Below are 13,599 nucleotides of genomic sequence, written 5' to 3'. Positions count from 1 at the left end.
GTTCAGGCCAGGTCGGCGGTGATCTTCTTGCGTTCCTTCTCCCAGACGGGAAGAGGGGCTTCCGGTGACGGCGTATCCTTGCTTGCCGATTCACGGGCCAGCGCCACCCGGCCGGTCCGTGCGATTTCCCGCACGCCGAAGGGCCGCACCATGCTGATGATGGCGTCGATCTTGTCCTCGTTGCCCGTGGCTTCCAGCATGATCGTCTTCTGGTTGATGTCGACGATTTTCGCCTTGAAGATGTCCGCGATCTGCACGAGTTCCTGCCGCGTGGACTGGTTGGCGTTGACCTTGATCAGGGCGAGTTCGCGGTTGATGTAGTTCTCGCCGGTCAGGTCCACCACCCGGATCACGTCCACCAGCCGGTTCAACTGCTTGATGATCTGTTCGATGATCATCTCGTCGCCCTGCGAGACGATGGTCATACGCGCCGTGCCGGGTTCGGCGGCTTCGCCGACGGCGATGCTGTCGATGTTGAAACCCCGTCCGCTGAACAGCCCGGAGATGCGGGCCAGGACCCCGAACCGGTTTTCAACCACCATGGATATGGTATGGCGTGCCATGGTACAATCCGCTCCTTGCCGGGATCGTTCTCATCCTCCCGGCCTCTTATTCCTCGGTTATGCTTCTGCTATTCCTCGATCATCTCGTGGGACGCCGCCCCAGCGGGGATCATGGGATACACGTTGCCTTCTTCGGCGATTACCATGTCGAGCATCACGGGCCGGTCCTTGACCTTACTGGCCTCGAGCCAGGCGCCTTCCACGTCCTCATCCTTAAAGACCCTGATTCCCACGGCGCCGTAGGCCTCCGCCAGTTTCACGAAATCCGGGTTGGAATCACGCAGGTCCACCTCCGAGTAACGCTGTGCGTAAAACAGCTCCTGCCACTGGCGCACCATGCCGAGGTAGCCGTTGTTCAGCAGCACGATCTTGATGGGCAGTCCGCAGGCCACGGCCGTGGCCATTTCCTGGATGTTCATCTGGATGCTGCCGTCGCCGGAAAACACGATGACCTCACGGTCGGGAAAGGCGAACTGGGCGCCGATCGCCGCGGGCAGTCCGAAGCCCATGGTACCGAGCCCGCCGGAGGTGATCATCGATCTTGGGTTGGAAAAGCCGTACCACTGGGCCGCCCACATCTGGTGCTGGCCGACGTCGGTGACCACGTAAGCCTCACCCTTCGTGAGCTGCCCGATCCGCTCGATGGCGTACTGGGCGCAAAGCGGCAGGTGATCCGTCTCCTTCTCGACGGTCTCCCGGTCGACGCCCTCCAGGCCTTCTTCGTGGAGCCCGATCGTGTTCGCGTAGGTCAGCGGGTGGTCGCGCTTCCATTCCTCGATCTGCTGGAGCCACTCGGCCGTATCGGCCCGTTCCACCAGGGGAACCAACTGCTGCAGCACCCGCTTAACGTCGCCCACTATGGGGAGGTCCACCCGCACGTTCTTGTTGAGGGACGACGGATCGATGTCGATGTGGATCTTCTTCGAATTGGGCGAAAACTCCTCCAGCTTGCCGGTCACCCGGTCGTCGAAGCGGGCGCCGATGCAGACCAGCAGGTCGCACATCATCACGGCGGTATTCGCATACCAGGTGCCGTGCATGCCGAGCATCTTGAGCGAAAGCGGATCGCTTTCCGGGTAGGCGCCGAGTCCCATCAGCGTCGTGGTCACCGGCGCGTTGAGCTTGCGGGCCAGCGTACGGATTTCCTCCGACGCCTCGGAGATGATCGCGCCGCCGCCGACGTAGATCACCGGTTTCCTGGCCGAGGTGAGCATCTCCGCCGCCTTGCGGATCTGCTTCGGATGTCCTTCGGTCCGGGGCTTGTATCCGCGGATGTCCGGCCGTTCCGGGTAGGCGAACTCGGCTTCCCCGATCTGGACGTCCTTGGGCACGTCGATCAGGACGGGGCCGGGCCTCCCCGTGGTCGCAATATGGAACGCTTCGGCGAACACCTGCGCGATGTCTTCGGTTTCCTTGATCAGGAAGTTGTGTTTCGTGATCGGCCGGGTGATGCCCACAGTGTCCGACTCCTGGAAGGCGTCGTTGCCGATCAGGTGTACCGGTACCTGTCCCGTGATCACGATCATCGGGATCGAATCCATGTACGCGGTCGCGATGCCGGTTACCGTGTTGGTGGCACCCGGGCCGGAGGAGACGAGGACCACGCCGGGCTTGCCGGTCGCCCGCGCATAGCCGTCCGCCATGTGGGTCGCGCCCTGCTCGTGGCGCACGAGGATATGCTTCAGGCCGGTGGTGCGCTGAATTACGTCATAAGTCGGGATCACCACGCCGCCGGGATATCCGAAAACGACATCGACCCCTTCTTTCTTAAGACACTCTATGACAATTTCAGCACCCGACAGTTTCATCGACCGTCTCCTTATTAAACGCGGACATCCCGCGCAGGACGTGATATACCCTTCACGAAACCGGCTGGATTTCGTCGTGTTCAAAAACCCAACTTGTGCCTCGTAAAATAAGCCAAAGGCACCTGTTGTCAAGTTAAAACTCCTTAGAAACCCCTTGACGAAAAGCCCTGATTCTCTTATATGTTCTAGGCTTTGCAACAAGGTCGGAACCCTGTCGTTTCGACGTTTAAGCAGCGTGATTCTCGACGTTTGACCAGCGCGGGTTACGAAGTTTGACCAGTGCGGGTTGCACCGGATTTCAACCTGCGGCTTTACGCAACGAACATCTTGGAGGAACGGTTCGATGGCAAGAACGAGACGGCGCATCAGCCGTCGTGAGATGAAGGAAGACCGATTCATACTGTGGCTGTATGAATTAAGCAACGAGATCGATAAACATTGGAAATCGCTTGCCGCGGCCGTCGTTCTGGTGGTTGCCCTGGTGGCAGGCTGGTATTACTGGTCAAACAAGCAGGTCGGCGACCTGGTCGAGGCGGGCAGGGTGTTCGCGCCGGGCCAGACGGCCATGGACGACAACCGCTATGAAGACGCCATTCCCATATTCGAGCGGGTCGTGAACGAGTTCGGCGGGACCGCCCTTGCGCCCGAGGCGACGATTGAACTGGCCAATGCCTGTTTCCAGACGGGCGACTTCGAAAAGGCGCGTATGAACTATCAAGCGTACCTGGACGAATACGGAGGCGAGGACGCCATGTACGAGGTGACCGCCCGTTCGGGCCTTGCCGCCTGCGACGAAGAGGAGGAGAAGTACGGGGAGGCGGCCCGTCAGTACCTCGACCTGGCGGAGGAAGCCCCGGACAGCTACCTTGCCCCGGGTTTTCTGCTCGACGCCGCGAGGTGTTACACGGCCGCGGAACAGAAGGACCAGGCCAGGGCCCTTTACGACCGCGTCGTCGAAACCTACGAATCCACGCCTTATGCCCGGGATGCCCGGATCGCGTTGACTGCGCTCTAACCTCCCCTGGCCGCGCTCCAGCCCCACATATACCGCACTCTAATGGAGATCGCGTGAAGGCAACCAACTTCGCTCCCGGACCCACGCCGGTTCCCGATCGTGTCGTCCAGAAGATGTCGGAACCGATCCTCACCCACCGTTCCAGCGAATTCAGCGATCTGCTCAGGCGGGTCACGGCGGACCTTCAGCATGTCTTTCAAACGGAGAACGACGTGCTCGTGCTCACGGCATCCGGCAGCGGCGCCATGGAGGCCGCGGTCGTCAACCTGCTGTCCCCGGGAGACCGGGTGCTTGCGGTGAGCGGAGGGAAGTTCGGCGGAAGATGGGTTGAACTGTGCGAGACCTTCGGTCTGGACGCGCTGCCATTCGAGGTGGAGTGGGGCAGGGCGGCGGATCCGGATGAAATCGACCGTGTCCTGGGGGAAGAGGGACCTTTCGAGGCCGTGCTGGCCACCCACAGCGAAACGTCCACGGGGGTGCTCCACGATATCGAAGCGCTGGGCCACGTCGCCCGCAACCACGGCTGCTACTTTATCGTCGACGCGATCAGCGGCCTGGGCGCCAACGAGCTCAGGACGGACGACTGGCACGTCGACATAGCCCTCACCGGATCGCAGAAGGCGCTCATGATCCCGCCCGGGCTTTCGTTCATCAGCGTCAGCAAGCGGGCGTGGCAGCGTATCGAAGGCAATCGACAACCTTCCTACTATCTGAACCTGAAACGGGCCCGCGATTCGTTCGCGAAGGGACTGACGCCCTATACGCCGGCCGTATCGCTGCTTATGGGACTGGCCGAGTCGCTGAGGATGATGACGGAACTCGGCCTGGAGGAAATCTACCGGATTCACGAGCGAAACGCCCTGGTGACCCGCGCGGGCGTCGCGGCCCTCGGCCTGGATCTCTTCGCGCGCAGGCCGTCCAACGTGCTGACCTCGGTTGTCATGCCGACGGGAATCGACGGTTCAGATTTGCTGAAGACGATCAGGCAGGAGTGCGGCGTGACCATCGCCAACGGGATGGATCACTACAGGGGCAAGTACATTCGCATCGCCCATCTGGGCTACAACGTGGCTCCGTCGGACATGATCGTCGCCCTTACAGCCCTCGAGCACGGCCTAAGCCAACTCGGGTACGAATTCGATTCCGGTGCGGGCGTCGCCGCGGCGGAGCGGGTTATTCGGGAGACTGTATAAAGGACTGACGACCCGCGAGTGGTTTCACTTGATATTCAGTTATTCAGTTCGCGGATCTCTATGTTGCCTTCGCTGGTTTCCAGCCAGATCCTGTTTCCCCCGCCGTTGAGCCTATACGTTGCACTGATCTCCCCCTTTTTCCCGTTTACATGTTTGCGCTCCGCTTCGAAATCGGACCTGATCTTGTACCGCAGCGAACTATCATCGGCGGTGTTAGGAGCAGGGATATCCGGGGTTTCTATAAACGACTTTATTCGTTTATTTAAGGATTCCCGCTGGGCAGCCTGCAACTCCCTTTGGGCAGCCTGCAATTCCCGTTGGGCCTCTTTCAACATCCGTTGCAGTTCTTCAGCTGACATCTCTGCCCGGTCCATGCTACGCGAAACCGCTACTTCTATGTTCTTTGTGATCTTTTCAATAATCTCCTTCAACTTTTCCTCGTCGATCTCCGTGACCGGTTGATCGAGTTCGATGGTTTCGAACCTCGGTGAAAAGACAGCCTGGGGGTCTCCACCGGGACCAATGACCTCAGCCCCTCGGCCAAAGCCAAACCACGTCTCGACGTGGATCCGGGCTTCGATGGTCGCCTTGGCCTTCGGGTCCACGTAGAGTACGATGTCGCCGCCTGCCGAGATGAGCGAGCTGTCCTTGGTACCTTCCGGGATGATTTCGGCCAGGACATCGCCGCCCGCGGTACGGGCGTCGATCGACCCCGTTACGTTCAGAAGCTCCAACTCGCCCCCGGCGGTTTTCACCTGCAATTCACCCTTCGCGTTGCGCAGCTCGATGTCGCCGCCGGCCGTGGTGATTCGGGCGTTTCCGGAAAGTTCGCCGATCTCGATATCGCCGCCGGAGGTCGTGATCCGGGCTTTGCCGCCTACGTACTCAATGGTGATGTCCCCACCGGAAGTCTGGGCTTCCAGCGTATTGCCGACCTGGCCGATCCGGATATCGCCGCCCGAAGTCTGGACGTCCAAATCGGCCGACGCCTTCTTGACCCGGATGTCGCCGCCCGACGTCTGCAGGTGAACGTCGCCGCCAACCGTGCCCACCCGGATGTCTCCGCCGGAGGTGGACAACTCCACTTCACCGCCGATATCCCGGAGCGTAACGTCGCCGCCGGAAGTATGACTCCTCACGTCGCCGGTCAGGTCGCCCACCACTTCGATATCGCCACCGCCGGTACGCAGGTCCAGGTCGAACGCCGCGGGCAGGTCGATCTTGAAACGCAGCCCGTTTCTTCGGTTTATCGTGTATCTAGAAGATCTCGGGTCGTAATCTACGCGCAGAATGCCTCCTTCGTAACGTATCCTGAGATCATGAGCGCTGCGTGAAGGGATTCCCTGTACGGTAACGACCGCTTCGCTTTTATTCCACGTGGAGATCGTGATATCGCCCGCCCGGGTGTTCAGGTCGAGCCGTCCGTCCCTTTCCACCTGGAAGGTCTCCGACCGGTTCCCCGTAGCTCGGTTCTGATCCTCCGTGAACGCCAGGGCTTGCTGCGCAAACAGCAAGACGCCGAAAGTACAGATCAGCAGTCTCATGATTGATACTCCTCTGTAGGCCGCTTCCCGTTACGGTGCGGACAGGTTGCCCAGTACGGTCCTTGCTTTCGTACGGATATATGCGTTCTCGTCGAGAACCATCCTGGTCCTGAGAACCCTTTCCAGGTTCTCGTCGAATGGGGCCGGCACCTGCTCCTGCAGCCGGTTGATCGCGTTAATTCTGAGGGCCGGGTTTTCGTCGAAGACCAGCGTATGGATCATGGCGTCCCTGATTTCCCCGTCGAAGGGATACCGGGAGAGCGCGTTGAACGCCTCGCCGCGGACCCCGGCGTTCGAATCGGTTTTCAGGGCGGTGACGAGGGCGTCTCTGATCTCGTGATCCGAATGAAGGCGTTCGGAAGCACTCACGGCGTTCACCGCCCGAAGCCTGACGCCGGGGTTCTGCTCATTGAGCACGGCAAAGGTGAGTACGCGTTGTATATCCGGATCGTCGACCGGTCCCATGATCTGTACGGGACGGACGGCTTCGAACCGGAGTCCCAGCGTGCCGTCGGAAACGTCCGAATCCACGAACCGGACATTGGATATGGCCACGTCGTCGTTGTTCAACAGGTCCGTCTGGTCTATGCCCGGCCCCGCGAATCCGATGGTACGGTCTCCTTGAATGGCCAGATAGTAGCCTGCCACCAAGCCGACGAACAACAGCATTGCGCCGCCGAGCACGGAGCGCCAGGAAGGATATGCGGTGAACGTAAGCCGTTGCAGGCCATCGAGAAAGCGATCTATCCACTCCTTAGTGGAACTGGATTCCGGGCGGCTCAGCGTCACCGCGGACCACAGGTTACCGCGGGCCTCCCGAAGGTCGGCTGCTCCAGGCCGGGGAGGAGTGGCGTCTTCTATCATGAGCCTGAAATCTTCCAGGCGGGCCCGAAACGCCCGGCACCGGTCACAGGATGCGAGATGATCGTCCAGCTGCCGCTGATCCGTGGCGGACAATTCACCGTACTGGGAGAGTTCCAGCCATTCCTCCCATTTCTCGTGAGACTGGCTCTTATCCTCTTTCATGACGCTATATCCTTTAGTTGTTCGCGCAGCCTTCGGGTGGCATCGAACAGGTACTTCTTCACTGCGCCTTCGGTGCATTCGATGATCCCGGCGATTTCTCTCAATTTGAATCCTTCGTGGTGCCGCAGGACGAACACGGTGCGCTGCCGGGGAGAAAGGGCGCCGACGGCCGCCCGGATACGCGCCGAGAGCTCGTTGTTGATGGCCGCGGCGTCCGTCTGGTCGGGAGCAATCGGTAAAACGCCGTTTCGGCCATGCCCGGTGTCTTCCGCGGCGTTTTCTTCGATGGACACGAAGCGGTTCTTCCCGTGCTTGGTTCTGTGCGTGAGGCAGACATTGGTAACGATCCGGTACAGGTAGGTGGAGAACCGGCTTCTGAATTCGAATTTGGGCAGCGCCTTGAATACCCGTATGAACACTTCCTGGTAAACATCCTTCGCGTCGTCCATGTTCCCCACGAAGGACACGGCCATGGACAGCACCTTCTCGTCATACCGGTAGACGAGTTTTTCCAGGGCCCTCATGTCGCCGCCCCTGGCCTGGAGAATCAACGCGCGGTCGTCCAGGTCCGTACGACCTCTTGCCGCATCAAATTCCATGTCGCCTTCCTGGTGGGCCGGTTCGATTCGGCTGTCGAGTTTCCGGGCGGTTTCCACGACGGTCACCTGGTAGCGCGGTACATGAACAGGTCGCCTGCTGTTAATGAGACCGCGCATGTATCGACTTGGTTGGGGGATACTGCGCTTTTTTTAAAAAAAGGGAGGCAAAGTCAGAAGAGAAATTGCGCGGTGTCTGGCGCAGTTTCCCGGAGAAGGCCGCGCGGATTGCCGCCCGGGAGTTCTTCAGACCGGGCAAACGAGCGATTGGTCCAGGCAAGGGGTCTCGGGGTTTGTCGTTTCCCGTATCCGCAGGTGGGATCGGAAGGGTCTGGCGAGGTGTCCGCGGCCACGCATGATTGGCTGGCGCAACCACCCGGCGGTGGGGATCCCGTACCACGAATCCTGCGACAGCGCGAACTCTTCCGATTGCCTGCAACTCGTTACCACAAGCGTCAGGCGTCCTTGGAGGCGGACGTACCCGAGGTATTCTGATTCTCTTCGGCAGGTTCTTTCTTCTGTGCTTTCTTGAACTCGTTGATTCCCTGGCCCAGGCCCTTAGCCAACTCAGGGAGCTTCTTCGCACCGAAGAGAACCATGACGATCACGAGAATGATAATCAGTTCTGTCGTGCCGAAACTTCCGAGCATGTAAATCACCTCCTCGTTCTTGAGAATACCGTTATCGGCAGGTCTTGTCAAGCGGCAATGTATAGTTTTCCGGTCCCGTCGCACGGCTTGAATGGTGGACGGACCGATCTCCCGGAAGTGCGGTTTTAGATTCCTTGCCATTGCGCACGTTGAGCGTTTATTTATTCTTAGTAACGTAATGACGACTTGAAGGCGGCTCATTCGTTCAAGGAGGAAACGGTGATTGTACGTATCGTCTACTGCGCCGACTGAAGCTATGAAAAAGACGCCGCCGGGCTGGCGGTGAAGCTGCTGGAGTACTACAAACACGACATAGGGCAGTTGCAGCTCGTGCCCTCCGGTGGGGGCAAGTTCGAGGTAACTGTCGATGACGAGCAGGTCTTTTCCAAGCTGGAAACGGACCGGTTTCCCGAGTACGAGGAGATCAAGGGCGCCATCGAGGCGCTGATCGCCGGCTGAAACAGCGCTAGACACCCGAACTGGATCCGAGAGTCAGTCCTTCCGGTGTGGGCCGCGTGCTGCCGCGGCGGTGTGGCCGGAGCATAGAGGTGGGTATGAATATTGACGTTTCACTGGAAAACGAGATCGCCGTACTGCGTATCGAGGGCAGGTTGTGGGAAGAGGACGACAGCATCGAACTGGACCGCATGATCGACGAGGCCCTGACCCGCGGCTGCACGCGCTTCGTTACCGATCTGGCTGGCGTGCCCATCATGAACAGTTCGGGACTGGGTTCGCTGATCGCCGCCATGAAGAAGATCAGATCCAGATCAGGAGAGATGGCGCTTACGGGCGTGAACGACCGCCTGGATCATCTGTTCCGGATTACCAGGCTTCACACCGTCTTCAAGACCTACGATGATGTAGATGCCGCTGTGGAAAGCCTGCACGCCTGACGTTTCGGTAGCCTGCACGAAGACGTACTGTAACCTTGCACGCCTGACGATGTAGCCGGTTGCGTAACCGGTGCGCGAGGCCCCATGCCGGACTATCAACCGCTGGATCTCACTTCCAGCTACAACACGAATCGGCAAGTCTACGATTCCATAGCGGACCCGTCGCTCGGATCGCAGACCTTTTACGGCCTGCCGTTTCAGATCGGCGACGGAGCCGCGGATTCCGACTGCTTCATCGGCTTCGGTTCACAGGTGGGCTGTCCGGTCGATCCCGTCGAGATACCAATCGGCAGTTCCGCGGTCAACGTGATCTTCGCCCACGCGGTGATCCGGTCGGAGATCATGGCCGGCGGACCGATCGCTATTCCCGTGGCCGCGTACCGCTTCACCTGGGACGACGGGCAGGACGAATCGGTGACGATACGCGAGCGGTTCGAGATCGGCTACATGCCGCTGCCCTGGGGACAGTATCCCTTCCTGTGCGTTCCCGACCAGAAGCCGACGACCTACGACCGGTCGGGCGGCGATTGGAACGACGCTGGCCGCCGGCAGACGGAAGCCGAGCAGGGATGGCCTCTGGGGTACTACCTCTGGGCCTGGCGCAATCCCCGCCCCGACCGTAAAATCCAATCCATCGAAATCATACCGGAAGGCCCGCCTTTCGTCGTGGCCGCCATCACCCTGGGGCATGTCGACGAGGATCCGATCTGCCGGTGGGCCGCCCGGGACGTCCAGATCGAGTTAAAGGACCCGGAAGACGCCGGGAAGCCCTTCAGCCTGGACGTGGAGGTGGACCGGGGTTACGCGACCTACGCCTATCCGTTGCCCGGGCAGGTGGACGAAGCGTTCATGAACGACTCCCACCGGGGCTGGGGGCAGGCGGACAACACACGCTCGAGTCCCGCCCACGTGGCCGTGGCCGGTACGCCGTCGGCCACGGTGACCGTGAAACAGGACGGCGAGGAGGTCGGGTCGGCCAACTGGGGCGAGCTGGAAGCGAACGAGGCCGTGGAGACGCCCCGGGTGCGATTCGAGGTCGTCGATACGGGCCGGAACTGGGTGCATACCACGGTGCTGGACGACGATACGGGCCTTCCCGTCCCGTGCCGCGTCCACTTCCGCTCGGCGAAGGGCGTTCCCTACGCGCCTCACGGCCACCACGCCCACGTGAATTCGAACCTGGACACGTGGCACGTGGACGTGGGCGGCGATGTCCGGCTGGGACAGATGTCCTACGCCTACATCGACGGAAAGTGCCAGGGCTGGCTGCCCCGGGGCGAGGTGCACGTGGACGTGGCCCGCGGCTTCGAGTACGAGCCGATTCGCCAGCGCGTCACGATCGAACCCGGGCAGCGCGAGCTGACCCTTCGGCTGAAGCGGTGGGCCGATCTGAACGCTCAGCGGTACTTCAGCGGCGACACCCACGTGCATTTCCTCTCCACCCAGGGCGCCCAGCTCGAGGCCCGCGGAGAAGACCTGAACGTGGTCAATCTTCTGCTCTCCCAATGGGGCGGCCTTTTCACGAACACGGAGGAGTTCACCGGATCGGCGAACGTGGCGCCGGATGGCGATACGATTGTATACGCCACGCAGGAGAACCGGCAGCACATCCTGGGCCACCTGTCGCTCCTGGGCCTGAAGGAACCGGTCATGCCGTGGTGCTCGGACGGTCCGGGTGAAGCCGAACTGGGCGGCAACCTGGAAACCACCCTGTCGTACTGGGCCGACGCGTGCCATGCGCAGGGCGGAACAGTCGTGATCCCCCATATCCCCAATCCCAACTGCGAACCGGCGGTGCTCATCGCCACGGACCGCGCCGACGCCGTGGAGATGCTGGTCCACAGCGAGTACAACCATCTGGAGTACTACCGGTACCTGAACTGCGGCTACAGGCTGCCCCTTGCGGGCGGGACGGACAAGATGTCCAGCGACGTACCGGTGGGGATCTACCGGACCTATGCCTACATCCCGCCGGACGAGCCCTTTACCTACGACAACTGGTGCAAGGCGCTGCGCGGCGGCAATACCTTCCTGAGCGCGGGGCCCATCATCCGGTTCACGGTGAACGGCCAGCCGGTCGGCGACACGGCGAATCTGCCCGGGAACGGCGGGGCGGTCGAGATCGAGGCGTCGGCGGATTCGACGCTCCCCATTCATACGCTGGAGATCGTGCAGCAGGGCCGGGTGGTCGCCTCGACCGAGGAACACAAGGGCACCCGCAGCCTGTCGCTGAAGACTTCCCTCAAGATCGAAGGCCATACATGGCTGGCGGCGCGGTGCGCCGGGCCGAACTACACGAGCATACCGCATCACGACGGCTGGCGCCGGGGCATCATGGCCCACACTTCGCCGGTATACGTGGCCTGCGGCGGGCCCTACTGGCTGTTCGACCTGGAAAACGCCCAGTACATGCTGAGCTTGATCGAAGGCGGCCTGTCCTACATCAAGCGCCGCAGCTGGCAGCATAAGCCGGGTACGACCACCCACCATCACGGAGGGGACGATCACGAAGCGTTCCTCGAAGCGCCGTACCGGCAGGCGCGCGAAGCCATCCACAGGCGCATGCACGAATTGAACATCCCGCATTGAGCGTCGGCGCGGGCCCGCATTGAGCGTCGGGACGAACATCCCGTATTGAGCGTCGAGGCGGGCATCCCGCCCGCATATCCCGATCGGAGAGGACAACATGCACGGACCCAGAGTCGACCGGGTGATCTTCTGGGTCGCGTTGCCGCTCATCACAGGCGTATCGGTACCCCTGGTATTGTTTCCCGTCGAGGGGGAAGCCCTGTTGAGCGCGGCCTTCGGCTGGCTGACCCGGGTCCTGGGGTGGGCCTATCTCTGGTTCACGATCGCCGCCTTCGCGCTCCTCGTCTACTACGCCCTCGGCAAATACGGCAACGTGCGGTTCGGCGGACCCGACGCCAGGCCCGAATTCTCCCTGGTCAGCTGGATCGCCATGATCTTCTGCGCCGGCATCGGCGCCAGCGTCCTCTACTGGGGCACCATCGAGTGGGTATACTACTACACGAACCCGCCCTTCGGGCTCGAACCGCGATCCAGGGCGGCCACGGAGTGGGCGGCGACCTACGGACTGTTTCACTGGGGATTCACCGCCTGGGCCATTTACTGCATCCCGACGCTGCCCCTGGCCTACCTCTTCTGGAACCGCGGGCGGCCCATCCTGCGCATGTCGGCGGCCTGCGAAGGCGTGATCGGCGAGCGGGCCGCGCGGAGCCTGCCGGGCAAGTTCATCGACATGATGTTCATGTTCGGCCTGCTCGGAGGGGTCGGGACGTCCATCGGCCTGAGCACGCCCATGATTTCGGCGGGCCTGTCGGAACTGCTGGGCGTGGAAAGGGGGTTCTGGCTGGACGCGGCGGTGGTGAGCACCCTGGGCGTCATCTTCGGCGTCAGCGTCTATACCGGGCTGCAACGGGGCATCCGCATGCTGAGCCGGTTCAACCTCTGGCTCACCATCGCGCTGCTGGCCTTCGTCTTCCTCGCCGGTCCCACGCTGTTCATCATCGACACGTTCACCAACAGCATCGGGCTGCTGGTGCAGAACTTCATCAAGATGAGCTTCTACCTGGAACCCGTCGCCAAGGCGGAATCCATGATCTCGGCGGCTGCGGGAGAGTCCGGTCCGGCGTCCGCCGGGACGTTCTCGGAACAGTGGACCATTTTCTACTGGGCGTGGTGGATCGCCTTCGCACCGTTCATGGGGCTGTTCGTGGCGCGGATCTCCAGGGGCCGGACGATCCGTGAACTGATCGGCGCGGAGATCATCGGCGGCTCGCTGGGCTGCTGGATGTTCTTCGCGGTGCTCGGCAACACCAGCCTGTTCCTGCAGCTGGAAGGATCGCAGGACCTCACCGGCCTGGTCGCGCGCAACCTGACTCCGGAGGCGATCATCGCCACAGTCGTCGCCGTGGGAGACCGGGTACTTCCCTTCGCCGTGCCGCTCCTGCTGGTTTTCGTGACCCTCGCCATCATCTTCGCCGCCACCACGCTGGATTCGGCGTCCTATATCCTGGCGTCGGTGGCGACCCGGGAACAGGCCGAAGTGCGGGAGCCGGCGCGGTGGCACCGGTGCTTCTGGGCGGTCATGCTCAGCTTCGTGTCGCTGTCGCTGATGTTCGTCGGAGGGACGGAGAGCCTGAGGGCGGTACAGTCGGCCTCGCTGATCGTGGCGATTCCCCTGATTGCCGTGCTGGTCCTGATGACCCTTTCCTTCATCAGGTGGCTGAAGCAGGACCACGGGTCCTGAACAAGCAATGGGCGAGCCCGCGAAGGCCCGCCCACCTG

General features: G+C 61.5%; 11 protein-coding genes and 1 pseudogene. 6 read left to right on the top strand and 6 right to left on the bottom strand.

Going from position 1 to position 13,599, the window contains the following annotated elements:
• Positions 1–2: 2 nt before the first annotated feature.
• Both ilvN and ilvB read right to left on the bottom strand, forming a co-directional pair.
• Positions 3–563, bottom strand: coding sequence for an acetolactate synthase small subunit (ilvN, locus tag OXG98_08450; GenBank protein ID MCY3772035.1), 561 nt, complete (start codon positions 561–563; stop codon positions 3–5).
• 68 nt (positions 564–631) lie between these two features.
• Positions 632–2,371, bottom strand: coding sequence for a biosynthetic-type acetolactate synthase large subunit (ilvB, locus tag OXG98_08445; protein ID MCY3772034.1), 1,740 nt, complete (start codon positions 2,369–2,371; stop codon positions 632–634).
• 343 nt (positions 2,372–2,714) lie between these two features.
• Between ilvB and OXG98_08440 the strand changes: the two genes are divergently transcribed.
• Both OXG98_08440 and OXG98_08435 read left to right on the top strand, forming a co-directional pair.
• Positions 2,715–3,386: a tetratricopeptide repeat protein gene (locus OXG98_08440; protein ID MCY3772033.1), complete on the top strand. Its 672-nt coding sequence runs from the start codon at positions 2,715–2,717 to the stop codon at positions 3,384–3,386.
• Between the two features lie 53 nt (positions 3,387–3,439).
• Positions 3,440–4,579, top strand: coding sequence for an alanine--glyoxylate aminotransferase family protein (locus tag OXG98_08435; GenBank protein ID MCY3772032.1), 1,140 nt, complete (start codon positions 3,440–3,442; stop codon positions 4,577–4,579).
• Between the two features lie 35 nt (positions 4,580–4,614).
• On the opposite strand, the gene OXG98_08430 is transcribed toward OXG98_08435, so the two are convergent.
• From OXG98_08430 to OXG98_08415, 4 genes are all read right to left on the bottom strand, one after another.
• Positions 4,615–6,123: a DUF4097 family beta strand repeat-containing protein gene (locus OXG98_08430; protein ID MCY3772031.1), complete on the bottom strand. Its 1,509-nt coding sequence runs from the start codon at positions 6,121–6,123 to the stop codon at positions 4,615–4,617.
• 30 nt (positions 6,124–6,153) lie between these two features.
• Entirely contained in the window at positions 6,154–7,149 is a 996-nt protein-coding gene (locus tag OXG98_08425) for a zf-HC2 domain-containing protein (protein MCY3772030.1), read from the bottom strand.
• On the bottom strand, positions 7,146–7,865 hold the full coding sequence (locus OXG98_08420; protein MCY3772029.1) for an RNA polymerase sigma factor: 720 nt from the start codon (positions 7,863–7,865) through the stop codon (positions 7,146–7,148). The genes OXG98_08425 and OXG98_08420 overlap by 4 nt, the downstream gene beginning before the upstream one ends.
• 335 nt (positions 7,866–8,200) lie before the next feature.
• Positions 8,201–8,395 (bottom strand): twin-arginine translocase TatA/TatE family subunit, encoded by a 195-nt coding sequence (locus OXG98_08415; GenBank protein ID MCY3772028.1) that lies wholly within the window; start codon positions 8,393–8,395, stop codon positions 8,201–8,203.
• Between the two features lie 267 nt (positions 8,396–8,662).
• Here OXG98_08415 and OXG98_08410 point away from each other — a divergent pair.
• From OXG98_08410 to OXG98_08395, 4 genes and pseudogenes are all read left to right on the top strand, one after another.
• Positions 8,663–8,854, top strand: a pseudogene (locus OXG98_08410) (Rdx family protein).
• A gap of 95 nt (positions 8,855–8,949) precedes the next feature.
• Entirely contained in the window at positions 8,950–9,291 is a 342-nt protein-coding gene (locus OXG98_08405) for an STAS domain-containing protein (protein ID MCY3772027.1), read from the top strand.
• An 84-nt stretch (positions 9,292–9,375) separates the two neighbouring features.
• Positions 9,376–11,880 carry a CehA/McbA family metallohydrolase gene (locus OXG98_08400; protein ID MCY3772026.1) on the top strand — a complete coding sequence of 835 codons (2,505 nt, stop codon included), beginning with the start codon at positions 9,376–9,378 and terminating at the stop codon, positions 11,878–11,880.
• A gap of 97 nt (positions 11,881–11,977) precedes the next feature.
• Positions 11,978–13,561 (top strand): BCCT family transporter, encoded by a 1,584-nt coding sequence (locus OXG98_08395; GenBank protein MCY3772025.1) that lies wholly within the window; start codon positions 11,978–11,980, stop codon positions 13,559–13,561.
• The last annotated feature ends 38 nt before the right edge of the window (positions 13,562–13,599 follow it).

The organism is Gemmatimonadota bacterium, from assembly GCA_026706345.1.
Taxonomy (GTDB): Bacteria; JAAXHH01; JAAXHH01; order JAAXHH01; family JAAXHH01; genus JAAXHH01.
This window is presented reverse-complemented; position numbering and strand designations above follow the sequence as displayed.